The 19,839-nt window shown below is 63.2% G+C and carries 19 protein-coding genes; 13 read left to right on the top strand and 6 right to left on the bottom strand.

Features of this window, described 5'->3' with window-relative positions:
* Positions 1–35 precede the first annotated feature (35 nt).
* Positions 36–593: a TetR/AcrR family transcriptional regulator gene (locus tag FGL95_RS24845; RefSeq protein WP_169592274.1), complete on the top strand. Its 558-nt coding sequence runs from the start codon at positions 36–38 to the stop codon at positions 591–593.
* A 55-nt stretch (positions 594–648) separates the two neighbouring features.
* Here the strand turns inward: FGL95_RS24845 and FGL95_RS24840 are convergent, their stop codons facing one another.
* Positions 649–1,626 carry an MOSC domain-containing protein gene (locus FGL95_RS24840; protein ID WP_169592272.1) on the bottom strand — a complete coding sequence of 326 codons (978 nt, stop codon included), beginning with the start codon at positions 1,624–1,626 and terminating at the stop codon, positions 649–651.
* A gap of 278 nt (positions 1,627–1,904) precedes the next feature.
* Here FGL95_RS24840 and FGL95_RS24835 point away from each other — a divergent pair, with 278 nt between their 5' ends.
* Both FGL95_RS24835 and FGL95_RS24830 read left to right on the top strand, forming a co-directional pair.
* Positions 1,905–3,440, top strand: coding sequence for an HNH endonuclease signature motif containing protein (locus tag FGL95_RS24835; protein ID WP_169592268.1), 1,536 nt, complete (start codon positions 1,905–1,907; stop codon positions 3,438–3,440).
* Between the two features lie 40 nt (positions 3,441–3,480).
* The gene (locus FGL95_RS24830; protein ID WP_169592264.1) at positions 3,481–3,954 is read left to right on the top strand and encodes an SRPBCC family protein; all 474 of its coding nucleotides are present in this window, start codon (positions 3,481–3,483) and stop codon (positions 3,952–3,954) included.
* Positions 3,955–3,963: 9 nt separating this feature from the next.
* Here the strand turns inward: FGL95_RS24830 and FGL95_RS24825 are convergent, their stop codons facing one another.
* Positions 3,964–5,268, bottom strand: a complete 1,305-nt coding sequence (locus tag FGL95_RS24825) for an MFS transporter (protein WP_169592261.1) — start codon at positions 5,266–5,268, stop codon at positions 3,964–3,966.
* 52 nt (positions 5,269–5,320) lie between these two features.
* On the opposite strand from FGL95_RS24825, the gene soxR reads away from it, so the two are divergent.
* Complete coding sequence (gene soxR, locus FGL95_RS24820; protein WP_169592258.1) at positions 5,321–5,791, top strand: redox-sensitive transcriptional activator SoxR; 471 nt, start codon at positions 5,321–5,323, stop codon at positions 5,789–5,791.
* Between the two features lie 46 nt (positions 5,792–5,837).
* Positions 5,838–7,235, top strand: a complete 1,398-nt coding sequence (locus FGL95_RS24815; protein WP_169592255.1) for an MFS transporter — start codon at positions 5,838–5,840, stop codon at positions 7,233–7,235.
* Here the strand turns inward: FGL95_RS24815 and FGL95_RS24810 are convergent.
* The 4 genes from FGL95_RS24810 to FGL95_RS24795 are packed head-to-tail and all read right to left on the bottom strand — an operon-like array spanning position 7,222 to position 10,992.
* Positions 7,222–7,791 (bottom strand): LmrA/YxaF family transcription factor, encoded by a 570-nt coding sequence (locus FGL95_RS24810; protein ID WP_169592251.1) that lies wholly within the window; start codon positions 7,789–7,791, stop codon positions 7,222–7,224. The two genes, FGL95_RS24815 and FGL95_RS24810, sit on opposite strands and share 14 nt — an antisense overlap.
* Before the next feature lie 20 nt (positions 7,792–7,811).
* Positions 7,812–8,417 carry a TetR family transcriptional regulator gene (locus tag FGL95_RS24805; protein ID WP_169592248.1) on the bottom strand — a complete coding sequence of 202 codons (606 nt, stop codon included), beginning with the start codon at positions 8,415–8,417 and terminating at the stop codon, positions 7,812–7,814.
* Positions 8,414–9,532 carry a hypothetical protein gene (locus FGL95_RS24800; protein WP_169592245.1) on the bottom strand — a complete coding sequence of 373 codons (1,119 nt, stop codon included), beginning with the start codon at positions 9,530–9,532 and terminating at the stop codon, positions 8,414–8,416. Before FGL95_RS24800 ends, FGL95_RS24805 begins: the two co-directional genes overlap by 4 nt.
* Complete coding sequence (locus tag FGL95_RS24795; RefSeq protein ID WP_169592242.1) at positions 9,529–10,992, bottom strand: FAD-dependent oxidoreductase; 1,464 nt, start codon at positions 10,990–10,992, stop codon at positions 9,529–9,531. Before FGL95_RS24795 ends, FGL95_RS24800 begins: the two co-directional genes overlap by 4 nt.
* Positions 10,993–11,139: 147 nt before the next feature.
* On the opposite strand from FGL95_RS24795, the gene FGL95_RS24790 reads away from it, so the two are divergent.
* From FGL95_RS24790 to FGL95_RS24755, 8 genes are all read left to right on the top strand, one after another.
* Complete coding sequence (locus FGL95_RS24790) at positions 11,140–12,372, top strand: DUF445 domain-containing protein (protein WP_169592239.1); 1,233 nt, start codon at positions 11,140–11,142, stop codon at positions 12,370–12,372.
* Positions 12,373–12,416: 44 nt separating this feature from the next.
* Positions 12,417–14,162, top strand: a complete 1,746-nt coding sequence (locus FGL95_RS24785; protein WP_169592236.1) for a putative bifunctional diguanylate cyclase/phosphodiesterase — start codon at positions 12,417–12,419, stop codon at positions 14,160–14,162.
* A gap of 34 nt (positions 14,163–14,196) precedes the next feature.
* Positions 14,197–15,207: a hypothetical protein gene (locus FGL95_RS24780; RefSeq protein ID WP_169592233.1), complete on the top strand. Its 1,011-nt coding sequence runs from the start codon at positions 14,197–14,199 to the stop codon at positions 15,205–15,207.
* Between the two features lie 79 nt (positions 15,208–15,286).
* Positions 15,287–16,633, top strand: a complete 1,347-nt coding sequence (locus tag FGL95_RS24775) for a DUF445 domain-containing protein (protein WP_206072297.1) — start codon at positions 15,287–15,289, stop codon at positions 16,631–16,633.
* A 1-nt stretch (position 16,634) separates the two neighbouring features.
* On the top strand, positions 16,635–17,474 hold the full coding sequence (locus tag FGL95_RS24770) for an Abi-alpha family protein (protein WP_240963284.1): 840 nt from the start codon (positions 16,635–16,637) through the stop codon (positions 17,472–17,474).
* A 98-nt stretch (positions 17,475–17,572) separates the two neighbouring features.
* Positions 17,573–18,700, top strand: a complete 1,128-nt coding sequence (locus FGL95_RS24765) for a sensor histidine kinase (protein WP_169592672.1) — start codon at positions 17,573–17,575, stop codon at positions 18,698–18,700.
* Positions 18,697–19,470 (top strand): response regulator, encoded by a 774-nt coding sequence (locus FGL95_RS24760; RefSeq protein ID WP_169592227.1) that lies wholly within the window; start codon positions 18,697–18,699, stop codon positions 19,468–19,470. The genes FGL95_RS24765 and FGL95_RS24760 overlap by 4 nt, the downstream gene beginning before the upstream one ends.
* Positions 19,467–19,838: a hypothetical protein gene (locus FGL95_RS24755; RefSeq protein WP_169592223.1), complete on the top strand. Its 372-nt coding sequence runs from the start codon at positions 19,467–19,469 to the stop codon at positions 19,836–19,838. Before FGL95_RS24760 ends, FGL95_RS24755 begins: the two co-directional genes overlap by 4 nt.
* The last annotated feature ends 1 nt before the right edge of the window (position 19,839 follow it).

The following is a 19,839-nucleotide window of genomic DNA, read 5'->3' as shown; positions in this document are numbered from 1 at the left end:
CGAAGTCAACAGTTGTTGGCATACCGTGGTCACTCATGACGAGACGGTCCGACGAGACCAAGGCAGCGATCCTCGCGGCAGCGCGATCGCAATTCGCGGCCAACGGCTTTCGCGGCACCACCATCCGCGCGATCGCTGCCGACGCCGCGATAGATCCAGCAATGGTCATGCGTTATTTTGGCAACAAGGACGGCCTGTTCGCCGCGGCCGTCGACACGGACCTGTTGCTGCCCGACCTCGTCGGCGTCGCGCGATCGAAGCTCGGCGAGACGCTCGTCGCGCACTTCATCGACCGCTGGGAAGGTGATCCCGGCGAAGTCATGTTGACGTTGCTGCGGTCCGCCGTGTCCGACGACGCGGCCGCCGATCGGATGCGGACTATCTTTGCGACGCAACTACTTCCAACCGTCGCATCAGCTGTCGACGACCCGACCACTGCACCGCATCGCGCAGGTTTGATCGCGACTCAAATGCTTGGTTTGGCCCTGAGCCGCCACCTGCTCCGGCTGCCACCGGTGGCCGAAGCGAGTCGGGACGAGTTGGTGCGCCAGATCGGACCGACCGTGCAGCGGTATCTACGCCACCCCTTGTGAGGTCAGGTCGTCGTGATCAGTCCCCCGCCGATGACGAAATCGGCGAGCCCTGACGCTATGCGGGCAAGATCCGACTTCCCGCGCGAATGGCGTTGCGCTTGAGCCGGTCTGCGAAGCGACCGACGGTCGACTCGATCGTCCCGTGCCGTACAGGTGGTTCATACGCGATGGGATCGCCGGTGTGCAATGTTCCCGCCTGCTCGACGTCCGCGTAGATCCCGAAACAACGGTCTGCGTGGCGGGAGATCGTTCGCACCACGCTCGGATCGGACCCGAGTCCGTATTGCGGTTGTTCGCGCAACGGCATCGAGCAACGGATCGTAGGGATTTCGACTCTGATCGCTGCGTCCGGAGATCGCAGGACGCCGCCCAACCAGGCCTGCTCGAGCAAACCGCGTACGTCGCCGGTGTCGATGACGATGTTGGGTCGGAATCGCCGGACGTCGAAGTCGCCGTTGGGTTCGTGCTCTGCCATTGCCGCGAGGCTCGAGCTCGTAATCACGTGGATCGGATACGCGTCAGCAAAAATGCCGATCGGCGTGGCGTAGACCGCCAGCTCGGCGAGTTTGCGGACCGGAAACATCGACAGGTCCGGCAGGTCGTCATCGTCGCCGAGGTCGAATTGTCGACGTATGTCGCGCTTCGACGTCAAGAAGGTTCGGTAGGCCGACTTGTCGGTGATCGGCGGCAACGGCACCAGCGCGACGGCCGAGCCGATCAGCTCGCTCAGTTTCGCGTTCAACTGCTCGCGGTCGTGGGTCGTGACCTCCGACCCGTCCGGAAAGGTGACCGCGACATCCGCGATGTCCCCCGGCCCCACCCCCTGCGGCGGCTCGGCGAGGAAACGTGCCGAGCAGCCAAGGAGCAGCGGCAGCCGACGTGCGGTGGTAACAACTCCGAGTTCGAGGTCGCGGACCGCCCACAGCCGGTCCGCATGGAATGCGCGCTTGTCGACGACGGTCTCGGTCAGCTGCTCGCCGCCCATCGACTTGACCGGGTAACGCCACAGCTGCGAAATCGTCCCTACGGTCATGAGTTCAACCTACTCACCAGGCGAGCCACGTGCCCTGTTCAACCTTTTGGAGTGCAGGGACATTGCGTTCCACGCATTTGGTGAACGAGCCGTCGAACGCATCGCGGACTCCCTCGATATGGACCTTGACCAGAGTGCAATCGACGAGCCCGGTCAGGTAGGGATGCCTGCGAATCGAACAACCGTCACGCGTAAAACTTCTCCCGCGTGAGCAAGTTCAGGTCGGCTTTCCTACGAAAGTTCTGGCGGCCAGCGCTCACTGTTGGTACACTGAACATATGTTCGATATCGGGGGATCGTTTCTCACACAGTCCATTTCACTGCTCGACCACATGACCACCGCGTCTGTGGCGGAGAACAAAGCCGCCCACGCCAAGATCACCGCCGCCGGGCACTTCTGGTCGGACTGGATCGAACGCGACGCCGAACTCGCCACCGGCACCATCATCGACTGCGGCAACAACGCCCTCGCCGAAATGGCCGTCCGCCTCGGCGTCTCCAAAACCACCGCCGAAACCTTCGCCGGCGTCGGCATGGATTTGCGGTTGCGACTCCCTCGGGTGAATGCCGCCTTCGCCGCCGGTGAACTCGACTACCCCCGCGTCGCCCGGATCTGCCGCGCCACCACCGGATTCACCCACGACACCCTCGACAAAGCCGAAGAAGAGATCCTCGCCGACGCCCTACACATGTCGCCCGGACCATTGGCCCGCGCCATCGACAAAACCTTGATCCGGACCAGCCCCGACGAATACGCCACCCTCCGCAAAGAACAACAACAGTTCCGTCGGGTGCGCCGCCGTCGAGGCGACGCCCTCTCGGTCATCGAAGCCCACGTCAACCCCGACGAAGCCGAAGCCGTGCTGCAACGGCTCACCGAAATCGCCGACACCGTCTGCACACACGACACCCGCGGACGCGACTACCGCATGGCCGACGCGTTCATGGCCCTCATGCACGGCGAAACCCACCTCGACTGCTCCTGCGGACGCGACGACTGCGCTGTCGCCGGTCAACCACGCAGCGACAAACGCCGCACACCCCTCGTCCAAGTGACCGTGGATATCGCCACCCTGCTCGGACTGCTCTCCAACCCCGCCTACCTCGACGGTCACGGACCGATCGACCCCGACCTCGCTCGCACCCTCGCCGACGACGGCACCTGGCAAGTGATGCTCACCGAATGCCTGCACCTCGCCGAAGAACACGGCCTCATCGAACGGGAACCCACCACCCAATTCGTCGCCCGCGGCGGGCGCCACAACGCTGGCATTATTCCCGAACCCGCAGCTGTGCAACCAGATCCGGTCGTGCCAGCAGCAACCCCACCGCCGGCGGTCCAGCGACACATCCCAGTCCACGTCGGCCGCGTCCAAGGACCCACCAGCCTGCGACTACCGAAAACCGCGTTCATCTACCGACCCAACGCCGAAACAACAGCCCTGGTCCGCGCCCGCGACCAGCACTGCCGCTTCCCCGGCTGCAATGTGCCCGCAGCCAAATGCCAACTCGACCACATCGAAGAATTCGACCAAACCAACCCACCCGACGGCGGACTCACCCTCCCAGAAAACCTGCAATGCCTCTGCCAACTCCACCACACCCTCAAAACCCTCAAACTATGGCGCGCAGAAGCACTACCCGGCAGCCGAATCCGCTGGACCAGCAGCCACGGCGAACACTTCATCACCACACCGGGCGGCAGAACCACCGCCGTCCCACCAGCACACCTCAAACCGAAACTCACCATCACCCGAAACCCAGAACTACCAGCACCACCAACCACACAACCGGAAGAACCAGCGCCCTTCTGACGGTGGTGAGATCCTGAACTTTCCGAGGAAAGGAAGCCACATGCCTATCGACAACCCGATGGGAACGATCGTGGTCGAACGCGTCATCGCGGCACCACCGGCAGCGGTGTTCGATATCGTCACCGACTCGAACAACCTGAAGTTCGCGGCTCTCGTCCTGCGAGTGAAGCGAATCGAAGAAGGTCGCAGCGGCGGATGGAGTGTGGGCGCCGTGCGCGAGGTCATCGGCGCGGGCGCATGGTTCCGTGAGGAGATCACCGTCGTCGATCGGCCCCACACCTTCGGGTACCAAATCCTGAAGGCGGTTCCGCCGATAACCCATTTCGGCGGAACGATCGAAGTCACGCCGGCACCAGGGGGTTCCCGCGTCGTGTGGCGCTCCAGCTACGACATTGCCCTCCTCGCCGGCGGCAAGGTGACGGCCGCGCTCGCCCAACGGATCCTGCAACTTGCATTCGGCCAGGTTCTCGACACAAGCGCGAAGAAGTTGGCGGCGGCCGCATCCCGGAGCTAGCGCGCAACGTCAAGAATTGCCGCGCGACAATTCCGCCCACAGGTCCGGATCCTCGCTCTTCAGCCGCGCTCGGGCTTTGATGCGGTAACGCCAGATTTGGACGAGCCCGAGCGACCACAGGACGTACTGGAAGCTCATCGCCCAGCGAAATGCGTTGGGCGAGTATTCGGTACTCGCACCCGGTGTTCGCCAGTCGAGGATCAGCCCGATCGCAATCACCAACACAAGACTGGCGTAGAAGCCGCCCTGATTGATGATTCCGGTCGCGCTGGCCAGGCGGTTGGGTGGATTCGACGTCCGCCCCAGATCGAAGCCGATCATCGACGCCGGACCGCCGACTCCGGTGACCACCACGAGGAGAACAAGCAGCCACAGCGGCGCGTTGCCTGGCCACGACAAGACGACCGTCCATACGACGACGATCGCGGACACGATGCCGAGCACGATCGTCGACCGATGCCACGGCCGGACAGTGATCCGCCAGCCCAGGACCGGTCCCGCGCTGATCACTGCCACCACCATGATGGTCAGCAGCAGACCCGCGACCTCTTTGCTCGTGCCTTCCCCGCGGACGAAGAACGGATAGCCCCACAGCAAACCGAGGGTCGTTGCGCTGAACTGGGTCGAGAAGTGCATCCAGAATCCCAGCCGAGTTCCCGGGTGCTCCCACGACATTGCGAGACTGCGGCGAATTTCGGCCGGTGTCAGCGACGGACCGCGCAACGACCGCGACCCTGGCGCGTCATGGACGACGACGAGCAGCGCGATGATGAGCACGATGCCGAGCGACGCCGCGAACAGATACGCCTTGGTCCAGCCCAGATGACCGAGCGCGAACGTCATCGGGATGGCCGCGATGATCGCGCCAGCCTGGCCGATGACGCCGGTCAGCTGCGTGACCAGCGGAATCCGACGCGGACCGAACCACGAATTGACCAGCCGCAGAACGCAAATGAACGTCATCGCATCGCCCATGCCCACGAACACTCGCGCGACCAGTGCAGGAATGTAGCTGTCGGCGAAGGCGAAACCGGTCTGCGCCAGCGTGAGCAGCACAGCTCCCACGAGCAGCACGTTGCGCGGACCGAATCGGTCGACCAAAAGGCCGACCGGAATTTGCATCAGCGCGTAGACCAGCAACTGCAGCATGGTGAACGTCGCGAGTTGAGCGGCGTTGATATCGAACCGATCGGTCGCGGCTAATCCCGCAACAGCGAGCGAGGATCGGTGGAACACCGCCAGCAGGTAGACGAGGACCCCGACAATCCAGATGCCGATTGCCTGGTTCAGTCGCCGTTCCGCAGGCTCGGTCACCACCTCAGTGTAGGAACCCCGGAATGTCGGTCTCGTTCGCTACCGTCGATGTATGAGCACGGCGCACGTGCACGACGATACCGATCTCGATCCCGACGACCTGCTGTCGGTGGGCGAAGTCTCCAGACGCACTGGCGTCGCGGTGTCTGCGCTGCACTACTACGAGAGTCTCGGCTTGATCGCCGCCCAACGGACGTCGACGAATCAACGCCGTTTCCCGCGGCACATGATCAGGCGAGTCAGTCTCGTCGTCATCGCAAAACGGCTCGGCATTCCCCTCACCACGGTGAGCGACTTGCTCGCGCCGTTACCGATGGACCGCATGCCCACTCGCCGCGAATGGCAACGAATCTCGCGGGCGTGGAAGACAACCCTCGAAGAACGGCGGCGCACAATCGAGTCGCTGGAAGCAGAACTCGTCGGTTGCATCGGCTGCGGATGCCTGTCGATGAAGGCGTGCCGCTTGCTCAACCCGGAGGACCAACTCGGCGAACAAGGTCCAGGTGCGCATCGTGTCGAGTGACAAACCCCTTGACCTCAAGTCAACTCGAGGACTTAGCGTCGCTGGTATGACGCAGACGACGCTTGACGCAGCAGAGCATTCGGGTACGTGGGGCGAACTCGTCACCGGCAAATATGCGCCGGTCGCCGCGGTGCTCGCCGGTGGCGTGCTGCTCGAAGCGAGCAACGTGTACATCACCACGAGCCTGCTGCCCACCATCGTCGGCGATATCGGCGGCGAGCAGTACTACGCGTGGACGATGACGTCATTTCTCGTCGCCTCGATCATCACGGCCATGCTGGTCAGCCGCATTCTCACCAAGTACGGCTCGGTGACGGCCTACGTCAGCGCCTTCGGCCTTTTCGCCGCAGGATCGTTGATCTCCGCGTTGAGCCCCAACATGTTTGCGCTACTGGCCGGTCGTGCCGTGCAAGGCCTTGGCGGCGGTCTGCTTGCCGGCCTTGGTTACGCGCTGATTCAGCGCGCTCTCCCCCAACGGCTTTGGGCGCGCGGGGCCGCACTGCTGTCGGCGATGTGGGGTGTCGGCAACGTCCTCGGACCGCTCACCGGTGGCTTGTTCGCTCAATTCGATTCCTGGCGTGGCGCATTCGGCCTTCTCGTTGCGACGTCCGCCATTCTGATCCTACTCACGGTGCGGGTCATTCCGCGGACGACGAAAGCGCAGCCGACGGGCGCGGTCCCCGCCGGTTCGCTGTTCCTCCTGACCGTCGCGGTCGCATCGGTGAGCGTCGCAAGCATTGTCCCCCATGGCTTCTGGACGATTGCGACCATCGCAGTAGGGATCTTGACCGCCGTATGGTTCATCGACCACGACCGTCGCGCGCACGGTGCCGTGTTGCCTGCCGTGACGTTTCAGCGTGGGTCGAGGTTGCCGTGGGTGTACCTCACCGTCGGCGGGCTCGCGTTCGGGATCGGCATCGAGGCGTTCATTCCTTTCTTCGGCCAGGAGATCGGTGGGCTCGCACCACTCACGGCAGGCTTCCTCGGTGCCTCGCTATCGCTCGGTTGGTCGTTGTCACAGATAGTCAGCGCGACCGCGACCAGCCGGAACACAGTGCGCCGCTTGACCACCGCTGGACCGCTCGTCCTAGGAGTGGGTCTCGTGTTCTACGGCGCACTCACCGTGACGACGCCGGGCATGTGGATGATCATCGGCTGGTTCTTCGCACTGTTCGCCGCAGGCAGCGGCATCGGAATCGCCTTCCCGCACCTCACGGTCACCGCGCTCGGCACTAGCGGCAGTGAGGAAGAAGGCGCGAAAGCAGCGTCAGGCATCAACACCGTCTTCATCATCGCCAGCGCGTTCAGTGCCGCGCTCGCCGGGGTTCTCGTCAATCTCGGTGCCGACGTTGTGAATTCGGCTCACCTGCTGCTGTTCACATTCGCAGTCGCCGCAGTGGTCGGGGTATTCCCGGCCATGAGGGCCGCACTCAGTCGCGCTTGACCGGCGCGTGGAGTGCGACGAGCTCGGCCATATGCCGGCTGGTGCGTTCGAGCGGCGCGGTCGAATGGGTAGCAAGCGACACGACCACTGCACCCTCGATTGCGGAAATGATCGTCGTGGCAAGGGACTTTGCAGTGTCCGCCTCGACGTCCTCGCGCTCCAGCCGGGCCGCGAGAATCTGCTCCCAGTCTGTGAACACTTCGCCGGCAGCGTCGGCGGCCTCGGCCGATTCGGACCTGCCGAGCGCGGCAGCGACAATCGGGCATCCGGCAGTGAAGTCGCTGGCAAGGACGAACTGCTTCCACCACTCGACGAATGCGGCGAGCGCATCGTCGGCGCTGGGATTCGCGACACTCTCGACGAAGGTCGACATGGCTCGCCCGGCGACCCGGGTTGCCTCGGCAACGAGTTCGGACTTCCCGCCCGGGAAATTGAGGTAGATGGTCCGCCTCGAGATCCCGCTGTTTTCCAGCAGCTGCGCGACCCCGGTTCCCGCGACGCCGTTTCGTCGCACGAGGTCGATCGTGCTTTGAATAAGTCTGTCTCGTGCCGCCACCTGCACCACTTTACCTTCGATTAAACCGATCGGTGTACTAGCGCGGGACCGAGCCACCGCCGAACCAACGTCCGGACCTCGTCGTCGGAGCGAGGCGGGTCGGCGGGATACTCGAGAAACGACACCATGAGTCGCATGATGATCTCGGCGAGCGACTCGAGGTCTCCCCCGCGGACCCCGATCGAATCCCAATCGACAGGCATACGGCCCAACATTTGCGCGCCGTACGACATCGCCTGCGACGACGTCACTCCTCGGCTGAAGACCTCGTTCTCCCCCGCCTGGATCAGCAGACCGATGTAGGGCTCGGTCGGAATCGCGTTCAACGAGAACACAATCGACTCGGCAACGGCCTCCTCGGCGCTCGTGACGTGGGCGAGATGCGCCTCCATCCGCGCCAGAAACTGCTCGGTGCCCGCTTCCGCGACAGCTGCGAGCAAGTCCGGCAAACCAGGAAAGTATCGGTACACCGTTTGACGAGTGATCCCCAACTCGGTCGCAACGGCAGCGATGTTCACCTTCGTCGGTCCGAGTCGATCGACGCAACGCGTGGCTGCGTCGACGATGCGTTTGCGCGCATCGTCCTCGTCTCGGGGCAGGTCGCCGTTCCAGCCGCGAGTTCTCACGCCGGGATCATCGCACGACGTCGAGGGAACAGGGCTACAGCGACGCACGCAACGGATGCGACGAAACACAACAACGTGTACGGCCCGTTGCCGATCGGTGTGCCGTCGAGGGTGATGCCGTCACGAGCCCCGATGAACGCCGGCAACGCGCTTACCCACAGAATGCCGAGAACAACGAGGTACACGGCCGGATAGATCCGCACGAACGCGTCGACCGGTTCCGATTCGGTGGGAACAGGCTGGTCCAGCCACTGCCGGACCAAAATCGTCCCGCCGACCACCCACAACAACGCCAGCTCGATGGCCAGCACGATCGCTTGACCAGTCGTGTTGGGATCGTCGCCGCCGAATGGGGCGGTGGGCAATCCGGCGATCGGCATCGCCAGCGGCGCCAATGCGCCCGCAATCACGATGCGCAGAACCAGCGACCACGCCGGCAAGCGCCTGCCGCGCCAGACCGGCTGGCCGACCAGCTTCACGACCAGAAACGTGATCGCGCCGAACGACACCGATGCGAACAACACGACGCTGTTCATCGGGACAGCCGCCATGAGCGGATGGTTCACCTTGTTGTCGAGGTTCCACGCCCACCACTTCAGCTGCGGACCGAGCTGATCGAAGACCTCGTAGAACACTTGGCACACCAACGCCACGCAGACCGCGCCGACGAAGGCGCCCCTGCGGGCGAAGACGCCGAGCACCCGAACCAGCTCGTAGGCAAGCTGGCTGAGCACCGGATAGATCGCCACGATGTAGAGCGGGAGCCGGTCGTACATGAACTGCACCGTGAATACGTTGTGCGCAAAAATGAACCCGAATTGGTCCTCCAGGCCGAACCACTCCGGGAAGTACAACGGCGGTTCGACGACGAACAGGTACACCAGCGATGCGAACCACAGCGCGAGATTCGTCGGATCTCCGTCACGACGCAGCCGTCGCAGCGCATGAACCAACGCGAATATCGCACCACCGATGATCAGCACCTCGAGCACCGGCATCGTCCAGTTCGCCAGATCGGCGGGATTCCGGACCGTGAGCACCGGGTTCACGTCATGGCAGGAGAAGCCCAACGACGCCGTAATGCGCTCTGCCGCGGCGTCACACGTCGCTGTCATGCCGACGCACTCAAGGTGTAGTCCGTCGCAGGTGGATCGAGCTGCAGGTCGAAGCTCCTCGGCATCTTCTGCCGTCCGAGCATCAGCTTGACCTTGTAGCGCAGAAGACCGGCGAGCACGCGCGGGTTCCTGGCCATCTCCATCATCGACTCGTCGAGATTGAAGACGCGAGCGAAATGATCTTCGACGACGTCGTCCTCGCGTCCGGCGGCCGTGATGAGGTTGAATACCGGCCACACCATCGCCGCGGAGACTTTGCGCCGCAGCGGTGACGCAATCTCGGTGCCGGTCGCGTGTTCGTACCCTTGGTCGCGGGCGATCGCGAGCATCCACGGCACGCGCAGCGACTTACGTTGCTCCTCGAGAAAGCGGTGAAGGAAGGACCGGTCGAGCTGTCGGGTGCCACTCAGTTGCTCGGCCAAGATGAGCGCCGACCGCGCGGCCGAACTCATCCCCTGGCCATAGAACGGGTTGAACGCGCAGATCGAATCGCCGATCGCGATCAGGCCGAGTGGCGGATTGTCCACCAAGTCGTACCGGCGCCACTTGTTGCCGGTCGAGCGCGTGAGGTGCACCTCGGAGAGCTGTTCACATTTCTGCATCGCGGCCGCGAACACCGGGGTGCGGATCCGTTGTGCCGCTTCGAGAAACGTGTCGGTCTTCTTCGGCAACTCCAAGCCCCAGGCGCCCATGCACGCGATTGCGCGGTCACCCTCGATCGGGAAGAAGTTGACCAAATAGTCGAATTCCTCGGGATGTTCGCCCTTGGCCTGGTTGGGCATGATCGCCAAGTGCTGCCACCACCAACTGTCGGGCCGCTCTTCGACCGGCGGAAGTTGGTACCACAGCGACGAATAGGCAACTTTGGCGTCGAGCGAACGCACCGGCGGTTCCGGCCAGCCCGCCGCAGCCAGCCACGCCGGGACCGACGAGCCTCTACCCATCGCATCGATGACCAGATCGGACGAAATCGATTGTTCGCCTTGGCCATCCACGAAGCGGACGCCAGTGACGCGGCCCAGCTTCTGCGAGGTCTCGATCCCTCGAACTACGATGTCCTCGCGGATCGTCACGTTGTCCAGCTTGCGCACCATGTCTCGCAAGACTCGCTCGATCAGGATTCGCGAACCGTAGATCATCGTCATAGAACCCGATTTTCGCGGCGCCCAACCGACCGCCTCGCAATACGCAGCGTCCCGCGAGGGGTTCAACATGCGGCCGCCTGCCGCGAGGAGTGCCGCCTCGTAACCCGGGAACAACACCTCGATCGCGCGCCGACCGGAGTTCAACAGGAAGTGCGGGTGTTTGCTCTGCGGCACGCCTCGACGATGCTGCGCATCCGCCGGCAGCGAATCCCGCTCGAGCACGATCACCTCGTCGAAGTGCGATGCGACGGCGCCTGCGGCGCACAACCCCGCGACACTGCCGCCCAAGATGACAACGCGACTTCCGATCGTCATTGATCCGCCTTCCGGTCATACATTTGTTTCGTGAGTGTATGACCAACAGCCCGCCTCATGTCAATAGACGCTCCGATTGACACGACGCTTTCGTGCATGTCACCCTAGAAACTAGAACACGTTCTAGTTTGTGCGGCAACTACTGAGGTGAGTGTCCTGACCAGCTTTCTGCAAGACCTCCAGGATCACTGGTACCTGTATGCGTCGATGCCGATCATCGCGGCAGTCATCGGGTACGTGACCAAGCTGGCGGCTGTCGAAATGATGTTCCGCCCATTGGAATTCAAGGGCATCAAGCCATTTCTCGGTTGGCAGGGCATCGTTCCGCGAGGTGTCGAACGCATCGCGACGATCGCTGTGAATCTGCTGATGGGCAGAATCCTCAACCCGCAGGAGATCATCGACCGCATCGACGTCGACGACATGATGGCAAAGCTCGACGTACCTATGCGCGAGATGATCACCGATTTGACCGAAGCGGTGTTCGAAGAGACCCGCCCCGGGCTGTGGGGAGTCATTCCGCCGCCTGCGAAGTCCCTCATGCTCGGCCGACTGGGCGACAGCATGCCCGCGACCGTCGAACGCATGCTGGGCGAAATGCGCGAGAAGGTCGACGACGTCCTCGACATCCGCGCTCTCGCCATCAATGCGCTGACCCGCGACAAGGCGTTGACGGTCCGGCTGTTCCGCACGACCGGGAAGGCGGAACTGAGGTTCATCTGCAACGTCGGCATACCGTTCGGGTTCGCCATCGGCGTGGTCCAGGTGTTCGCTTACGCCCTCACGCATTCGCCGTGGATCATGCCGTTGTTCGGTGCGATCACCGGTCTTGTCACCGACTATCTGGCGCTGCAGATGATCTTTCGGCCGGTCAAGCCGCGTCGCATCTTCGGCTACACCTGGCAAGGCGTGTTCCACAAGCGGCGCGACGAGGTGACGCGCGATTACGCCCAGATCGTGGCCGCCGAAATTCTGACGCCGGAAAACATGCTCGAAGCAATGCTCACCGGACCCAAGTCGGATCGATTCCTTGCCCTGATCGCCCATGAGGTGGACCGGGCGGTCGACGACCAATCCGGAATCGCAAAGCCTGTGGTGACCCTCATCGGCGGATTTCCCTACCAACGCATCAAGCGCAGAGTGGCGGACCTGGTGATCGAGCGGATCAAGACCCGGGGCGTCGAGATGAGCAACCTCGCGGATGGCGTAGTCGACCTACCCAGCTTCCTCGGCGAGAAGATGGCGACGATGACGAACGAAGAATACGAGGAACTGTTACGCCCCGCATTCAAGCAGGACGAATGGAAGATCATCGTTGTCGGAGCCGTGCTCGGCTTCCTCGTCGGCGAGCTTCAGCTCCACCTTGTGTTGGGAGCCTGAACCGTTTACAGCCGATGTACATCGTCGGTCGTTAGTGTTACGCAATGGACCGAACTGCGCGGCAGCGTGTGATCGCCGCCGCGATCCCGGCTCCCGCGTTGACCAACCGGGACGTGATGGGTCGCACGACAGCAGGGTTTTTCCTCGTCATCGGCGTGGCTGGCATCATCTTCGGATCGGCAATGCCGGCGCCAGATTCGAACAAGTTGATCATTGTCGGCGGCTCGGCCTTTTCGATCGTCATGGGAATCGGCGTCCACATTCTGCGATCGCGATTGACAACTAACGCGCATCTGGCGTTCGTCGGCCTCTCGATCGTCGTGGTGACTGTGTTGATCGGGCAGGCACCGACCGTTGCGGGCGATGTCGCCATCGCATCCATCTACACATGCATCACGTGTCACGCCGCACTCGCTTTCAGCTGGCCGAAAGCAACCGTCCTCATCACGACGGTAGTCATTTTCTGCCTTGTCGTCGGAATGCTCGACGACGACATGCCCTGGTGGGCGGCGGTTCTGCCTGCGACCGCAGCCGGCCTCGTCGGGGCATCGGTGACAGCGCTCAACATTGTCGCGAGAGAAGCGGTGTTCGACCCCTTGACCGGGCTTCTGAACCGCCGCGGGCTCGACAATGTGCTCTACGTGGAAATGGAGAAGGCAGCGACTTCCGGGCAGTCGTTGGCGCTTGTGCTTTTCGATTTGGACCGTTTCAAATCGATCAACGACCACCTCGGACACACCGCTGGGGACCAGCTACTGAAACAAGTCGCGGAGGCGTGGCTGAACATCCTCAAACCCGGCCGGCTCCTCTCCCGCTACGGCGGCGACGAATTCGCCCTGTTGCTTCCGAACACCTCCGAGACGGAAGCAGCACTGATCGCAGATCAGCTTCGATCGGCCGCCTCCACGGACTGCTCCGCCGGGATCACCAGTTGGCGGCGCGGGGACTCCGCGTCGCTGATCATCGGCCGCGCCGATATCGCGCTGTACCGGGCCAAGAACGCTGGCCGCGGTCGCGTCGTAGTCGAGTCCGCAGAACGGCCGGCGATCGTCGACTCACTCCGTCACGCCATCGAAACCCGCGCTCTCGCTGTATTTTTCCAGCCGATCGTCCGGATATCCGATCGCGGCACTGCCGAAGCGGTGGCCGTCGAGGCCCTGGTGCGGTGGCCCGCCACGCTGCACCCAGACATCACACCGGAAGGGCTGGTACGACTCGCCGAAGACAACGACCTCATTTCCGACCTGGGCCGGCTCGTACTCGACCTCGCCTGTACCCAGGCTCACCAGCTGCAGGCGAACATCGCGCGACCGCTCGACCTCCACGTCAACGTCTCTGGCCCCGAGCTCAACGGTCATGCCTACGCCGACATCGTCGCCGCGATACTTGCCCGAACCGGTTGGCCCGCAGAACGACTCGTGCTCGAAGTGACCGAAACCGACCTTGCCGCCGATTCTCGCGACGCGACGCGACTCCTCGCGCAGTTGCGCGACATGGGAATTCGGATCGCCGTCGACGATTTCGGCAGCGGCTACTCCACTTTGAGCAGGGTTGCGACACTGCCGTGCGACATCCTCAAGGTCGACGGCGCGATCATTGCCGATACCGAGGCGGCGCACCCACTGCTGAATGCGATCACCGCCATCGCGGCAGCATTCGACCTCGAGGTCATTGTGGAAGGCGTCGAAACACGAGAACAAGCCGCTCTGGTCGCCGGCCACGGCATCGACCTGTCTCAGGGCTACTTCTATGCACGCCCGCAACCAGCACTCGAACTGCGCCTGCTGTGACGCGCGATCTCGACCACTTCCATATCCTTGGTTCGTGACCGACACGAAAGCCGACCTTCTGCTGACCGCGCTCGTCGAATACTGGCGGCAGCAGCTGACCAGCGATTCGTTGACGGCGCTGATCGAGCGCGAAGTCGATGCAACGCTCGCCGACGCCGCGAAGTTGACGTTGAACCAAGCGGTCACTGCCGAGCAGATCACTGCAGTCGCACAGAAATACGCCGCGAATTGGCGGATCGACGGATCCATCCCCGAACTTGCCGGTGAGATGGCTCGCCGCTTGTACGGGCACAGCGTTCACGGTCGCGAGCCGTTGCGTCTCTTGCTCGACGAACGGCAGTTCGAGGAGCTGACAGCCTCGCTCACCGGCTTGCCTGCCTTCGGACGATTCGTCGACAGGCTGGCCGAAAGTCCGCTGGCGACAAGTTGGGCGTCGTGGCTGGTCCACCGCGTCGCAGCAGACGTGATCGCCGACAACCGGCGGGTCGCCGAGAAGGTCCCCGGTGTGGCCGAGGTGATCGAAGCGGGCGCCCAAATCCTCGAGCGAATCGCACCCGGCGCCGGACGACAGGCCGATCTGCGGTTGCAGGAGCTATCCGAACGGCTGGTTCGCTACGTTCAGGCAAAAGCCCGCGCCTCGGCAAACACCGACGAACCCAGCCCGCTCGTCGACGCGACCGTCGACCTGTGGCAGCGACACTCCGACGAGCCGATCAGCTCGTTCGGCGACCTGGTCTCGGCCGACGATATCGAGGACCTGCTGGTCCTGATCTTCGAGTTCTGGTTCAGCTTCCGCAAAACGGAGTACTTTCGCGAGCTCTTGGCCGAAGGCGTCGGCTATTTCTTCGAGAAGTATGGGGAGACGAGTCTGGCCGAGTTGCTCGAAGACATCGGCGTCGGGCGCGACGACATTCTCGAAGAGGCGAACCGTTTTGCACCGCCGCTTCTCGAACTCGTGGTGGCGAACGGAATGTTCGAGGACGCCGTCCGACGCACCCATACGGACTTCTTCAATTCCCCGGCCGTGCAACAGATACTCGACTGATCCGCATTCGGATCACCCACCGTTAGACTTCGCATCGAGCTCTGGCCATCCAACGCTGTATGGAAGTGGAATTGTGGACATGATTGCGAGCGGTCCATTCCTCGATTGGGAGGAAATGACCGGCCTGTCGAAATTCTGGGTCGACATGATCAGCATCCCGCTCGTGAGCGTGATCGCAGGCGTAATTACCAACTGGACAGGCGTTTTCATGCTGTTCACGCCGGTGCAGTTTCGTGGCTTCTACCTTCCGGGCTTGAAAACGATCTTCCCGTTCCTCCCCCGTCGCGTGCAGGTTCTGCCGCTGTGGGCACCCGGCGGAATCATCGGTTACCAGGGCTTCATTCCTGCACGTGCGGAAAAACTGGCCTGCTTCGCCGTCGACAAAGCGATCATGAAGATCGGCAACGTCAAAGACATGTACCTCCAGTTCGAGCCGGAACAACTGGCAGGCCACATCACGGAGATCGTGAAAGAGGATCTACCGAGTTTGGTCGCCGACGTGATGGAACGCGAACACCCGCAGTTGTGGCGCGACATGACGCCGGGAGTACGGGAAACTCTCGTCAAGACGATCGAAGACCAAATGCCCGCAATCACCACTCGTGCGCTCGACAAAGTCGGCGAGAACGTCGAGCAGATGGTCGACGTCCGGCTCATGGCCATTCGATTCCTGTCCGACAATCCGACGATCATGAAAGACCTCATCTGGCGCGTCGCCGCCCCCGAGCTGAAATTCATGATTCGGATCGGACTGCTCGGCCTACCGTTCGGCGTCATCTTCGCCCTGGTCATCTACTACTGGCATCAGGTGCCGATCGTCAGCGCAATCCCTACCTGGGTCGTCGTGCTTGTCGGTGCTGCCCTGATCGGCGTCACGGTGAACTACCTCGCCGTGAAGATCGTCTTCGAGCCCGCAGAACCACAGCCGCGCTACAAATACCCGTGGAAGCAGGCCAAGCTCGCCAAACGGCAGGGCAAGGCCGCGGCCGATTTCGGTCAGGTCCTCGCGACGGACGTGCTCACCATCCCCAACATCGCAGACGAACTGATGAACGGTCCGCGCGGCGACCGAACACGTGGATTCGTCGAAGATCTGGTCTCCCACGAAATCGGCCACATTCTCGGGCCGATGAAGTCGATGGTTCGAGTTGCGATCGGTCCCAAGGAATTCGACGCCCTCAGTGCCGGTTCGGCGCGCGCCACATTCGACTTCGCGCCCACGCTCACCGAGGACAAGGAATTCACGGATGCGCAGGCTGCCAAGATCGAACGATTCGCGACGCAGAAACTTGCCGAGCTACCACCGGACCAATTCATGGACATGATCTACTCGGTGATCGAGCAAGACGCGTGGTTGTTGTACGTCCACGGCGCAGTGTTGGGTCTTGGCGTGGGCGCCGCGCACCTCGTTCTGTTCGGAGCATGACATGAGCGAAAAAGATGAAGACTCAGGCCTTTCCGTCGGCGACATCGCCAAGATGGGCGCGAACGTCGCCGACCCCTTGGGGATTGCGCGCCTGACGGCGGCGTCGTTGCTTCGAGCCGTGAACGTCATCACCAAAGGTTCGGTCGACAACGCCAGTGACGTGGCAAGCCAGTTCGCGACCGGCGTCCCAGTCTCGGAGATCTTGGATTCGCAGATCGAACAGGTCCGTGCTGCGGCGATGAGTGCGCTCGGAGTCGAAGAGGAGACGCAGTCTCGATCGCAAGGCGCACCGCGCGGACTCAAACGGCGAGGCGACGAGCTGTTGTATCGCTCGTGGAGCGCTGCCGCGCAAGCCAATCGCGAACATCCGGCCTTCGACCACATCCTGAGCGAGCTCACACCGGATGAGGCTCGCATTCTGCGGTTCCTCGCTGTTGCCGGTGCACAACCGTCGATCGACATCCGGACGAATACATTGTTCGGAATCGGTTCGCAGAGGATCGCCGCCGGTATTTCCTTCGTCGCCGACATGGCAGGCTGCGCCTGGCCCGATCGTGCCAAGCACTACCTCGGCAACCTGAACAGGCTTGGGCTGGTCCGGTTTTCGGACGAGCCGGTGGTGGATTTTCGTCGCTACTACTTGATCGAAGCGCACCCCGAAGCGGTCGCTGCGATGCACCGAGTGAAACGAGCCATCTCGGTGTACCGCAGCATCTATCTCTCGGTCTTCGGAATGCAGTTCTGCGAAGAAGCATTCACACTCGAAGGCTACGACGCCGGTGGCTGGGCCCACCGCGACCGCGGCGACCTGTACTGGGGTAAGGGTCCTCGCCTGCCGTGACCGAACACAGGCCGTAGCCGAAGGAGCCGATCATCACCGCCGCAATTGTCGTCGCGTTGGTTGTTGCGGCACTGATCGGCGTCCCGGTGCTCGTGTGGATGCGGACGCGCCGCGAACTGACGACGCCGGCCGAGCGTGCCGTTCATGCCACGCTGCATACCGCTTCCCTTGCCGCACATCCGCTTCGACGTGGCCTCGACCAGCAATCGGCCGAAGAAGCTGCGCCGCACCTTCGCCTCCTGACCGGTGCAGATGCGCTGGGCATAGCCTCGGACGACGGCGATCTGCTCGCCTGGAATGGTCCGTATCCGGAACTCGCAGAACGCTTTACCGAGCTCGCCCGCCAATCTGCCGTCGACGGGCGACGTGCGCTCGTGTCGAACCCAGGGTCCGGCGCGATCGCATTGGTCGCGCAACCTTTGGTCGTCGAAGATGCCGGGGTTGTCGGAGTTCTCGGCGTGGTCACGAATACCTCGCCGGGACCCGGGATGCTCAGTGCGATCACCGAAGTCGCTCGCTACGCCAGCAGCCAGATCGAGCTGGCTGAACTGGATGCCTCGCGCGCCCGACTCGATCGGGCCGAGGTGCGAGCGTTGCGCGCGCAGATCAGTCCGCACTTCATCTACAACGCACTCAACACGATCGCGTCGTTCGTCCGCACCGACCCGGATCGCGCGCGGGAGCTCATCCTCGAATTCGCGGACTTCACCCGCTACTCCTTCCGGACCGCAGGCGAATTCACCGTCCTCGCCGACGAGCTACGCAACATCGACCGCTATCTCACTCTGGAGCGAGCCCGATTCGGGTCTGCGTTGCAGTGCAAGATCCAGGTCGCGCCCGAGGTGCTCAACGTCGTGTTGCCGTTTCTCGCGCTGCAACCGCTCGTCGAAAACGCCGTCCGGCACGGGCTTGCGGGCAAGACCGGAACGGTGACCGTCACAGCCGAGGATGCGGGCACCGACTGCGTCGTCAGCGTCGAAGACGACGGCGTCGGCATGGACCCGGAAGTGTTGCGATCGGGCGCGCTCGACGCTGTCGAAGGTGGCGAGTCCGCACACGTTGGCCTGGCGAACGTCGACGACCGACTCCGCGCCGCGTTCGGCAACGACTACGGACTCGTTGTTGATACGGCACCGGGCGCAGGAACCAAGGTGAGCATGCGGGTCCCGAAGTTTCGGGCAGGCATCGCAGCGGCGCCTCCGCGACCTACGATGGACCCGTTGTGACCCAGATCTCGCACCTGACCGTCCTTGCCGTCGACGACGAGAAGCCCGCTCTCGACGAGCTGGCGTTCCTGCTGCGCGCGCAGGCAGGTGTCGGCGAGATTCATACTGCGGGCGATTCGACGACTGCGCTGCGGCTGCTGCGGTCGCAGAAGATCGACGCGATATTTCTTGACATCAACATGCCCGGACTCGACGGGCTGGAGCTGGCAGGCATCATTTCCGACTTCGCCGAGCCACCTGCCGTCGTGTTCGTGACGGCACACGACGACCGCGCCGTTGCTGCATTCGAACTGGGCGCCGTCGACTACCTGCTCAAGCCGCTGCGCGAGGAACGGCTTGCGGAGTCGGTCCGTCGAATCGTCGCAGCACGCACGAAGCCGACCGCCCAAGCAGCGCCCCCACCCGACGACGTCATCCCCGTCGAACACGGCGGAGTGACGAGGATGGTGCAGCGCCGTTGCGTCAGCTGGGTCGAGGCGGAAGGTGACTATGCACGGCTGCACACCGACACCGGCTCGCATCTCGTCCGGATACCGTTGTCTGCGTTGGAGGCTCGCTGGTCCGACGCCGGGTTCTTGCGCGTCCATCGGTCCTACCTCGTCGCCCTGGCGGCGGTGACCGGCATCCGGACCAGCGGCAACGGAACGATGGTGGCGTTGCGCGCCAACGGAAAGTCCCCCGCAGTCGAACTACCGGTCAGCCGCAGACACACCCGAGCGCTCAAGGACCGGCTCATTCGCGGTCCGCTACAGAGTCGGTCGACACGGTGACCGCGCCAGGCCAGCCGCCGCCGCGCCAACGGGTCGTGCTGGCTCAGCGCCGCGGGGCCCGCACGGTCCGTACGCGGGTGGAAGTGCAGGAACACACCGCAATCGGTGATGCGCTCGTGCGCGGACTGGTCCGGGCGCAACTCGCACTCGCCCTACGGCTGGCTGTCCTGACGGTCGTCGTGCTGTGCGCAATACCGTTGCTCGGCATCGCGTTTCCAGCGCTGGGTTCGGCGACCGTGCTCGGGGTGCGGTTGCCGTGGTTGCTCCTCGGCCTGACGGCGTATCCGTTGCTCTACGGAGTCGGCAGGGTGTACGTCACACTCGCCGAGCGCAACGAACACGATTTCGCCGAGCTGGTCGACGACTGAC

The sequence above is a fragment of the Antrihabitans stalactiti genome, from assembly GCF_012932915.1.
Taxonomy (GTDB): Bacteria; Actinomycetota; Actinomycetes; order Mycobacteriales; family Mycobacteriaceae; genus Antrihabitans; species Antrihabitans stalactiti.
The sequence above is the reverse complement of the archived record's forward strand: the minus strand, read 5'-3'. Positions and strand labels throughout refer to the sequence as shown.

Bases quoted from the DNA above. Each gene is read 5' to 3' on its own strand.
- soxR (WP_169592258.1), top strand. From the start codon at position 5,321: ATGAGCACGGCGCACGTGCACGACGATACCGATCTCGATCCCGACGAC.
- FGL95_RS24775 (WP_206072297.1), top strand. From the start codon at position 15,287: ATGATTGCGAGCGGTCCATTCCTCGATTGGGAGGAAATGACCGGCCTG.
- FGL95_RS24815 (WP_169592255.1), top strand. From the start codon at position 5,838: ATGACGCAGACGACGCTTGACGCAGCAGAGCATTCGGGTACGTGGGGC.
- FGL95_RS24830 (WP_169592264.1), top strand. From the start codon at position 3,481: ATGCCTATCGACAACCCGATGGGAACGATCGTGGTCGAACGCGTCATC.
- FGL95_RS24845 (WP_169592274.1), top strand. From the start codon at position 36: ATGACGAGACGGTCCGACGAGACCAAGGCAGCGATCCTCGCGGCAGCG.
- FGL95_RS24835 (WP_169592268.1), top strand. From the start codon at position 1,905: ATGTTCGATATCGGGGGATCGTTTCTCACACAGTCCATTTCACTGCTC.
- FGL95_RS24800 (WP_169592245.1), bottom strand. From the start codon at position 9,532: ATGACAGCGACGTGTGACGCCGCGGCAGAGCGCATTACGGCGTCGTTG.
- FGL95_RS24765 (WP_169592672.1), top strand. From the start codon at position 17,573: ATGCGGACGCGCCGCGAACTGACGACGCCGGCCGAGCGTGCCGTTCAT.
- FGL95_RS24785 (WP_169592236.1), top strand. From the start codon at position 12,417: ATGGACCGAACTGCGCGGCAGCGTGTGATCGCCGCCGCGATCCCGGCT.
- FGL95_RS24840 (WP_169592272.1), bottom strand. From the start codon at position 1,626: ATGACCGTAGGGACGATTTCGCAGCTGTGGCGTTACCCGGTCAAGTCG.
- FGL95_RS24770 (WP_240963284.1), top strand. From the start codon at position 16,635: ATGAGCGAAAAAGATGAAGACTCAGGCCTTTCCGTCGGCGACATCGCC.
- FGL95_RS24795 (WP_169592242.1), bottom strand. From the start codon at position 10,992: ATGACGATCGGAAGTCGCGTTGTCATCTTGGGCGGCAGTGTCGCGGGG.